Source organism: Flavobacterium koreense (assembly GCF_054776075.1).
In genome coordinates this window covers 155688-156343 of record NZ_BAAHCF010000032.1, presented here as the reverse complement: position 1 = coordinate 156343, position 656 = coordinate 155688, and the positions used below count along the sequence as shown (strand labels likewise).

The window sequence follows — 656 nt, the reverse complement described above, 5'->3', positions numbered from 1 at the left end:
CAGTTCCTACACCAAATACCAACATGACTGGTTTTGAGCTTGAAGCTTGTGATGATATTGGTCCAAATGATGGAAGTGAAATCTTTGATTTAACTACTAATGCTGCTTACATTGCTAATGGCGATCCAAATGTAACACTACATTATTATCCAAGTTATAATGATGCTATTGCAATACCACCAACTAATGAAATAACAAGTCCAACAAACGCTAGTGTAAGTGGTAATGTATGGATTAGAGTAGAGAGTAATGTTTTTACAGGAACCAATGGACAAAATTGTTATGTTCTTGTAGAGCAACCAGTAATAGTTAATCCAGTGCCAATTATTGTTTCGGGGTTAAGTTTTCAAGAGTGTGATGATGATACCGATGGATTTACCTTGTTTAATTTAAGTTCAAATACGCGTATAGCACAACTTCTAGCAGGAAATGCTTTACCATTATCGGGTTACACCTTGAATTTCTATTTTGATTCAGCAGCAACCATTCCAATTTCATCAAATTATACCAATATAAGTAATCCACAAACGATTTATGTAAGAGCTACTAATATCGCTACAGGATGTCCAGGACCAGTTGAGGCATTAACTATTTTTGTTAATCCAAAACCAGAACTTAATGAACCATCACCTTATTCTACATGTGATGCTAGTGGT

1 pseudogene is annotated in these 656 nt (G+C 35.1%); it reads left to right on the top strand.

Going from position 1 to position 656, the window contains the following annotated elements:
* A pseudogene (locus ACYU7A_RS12320) lies at positions 1-656 on the top strand (hypothetical protein); the annotation flags it as partial.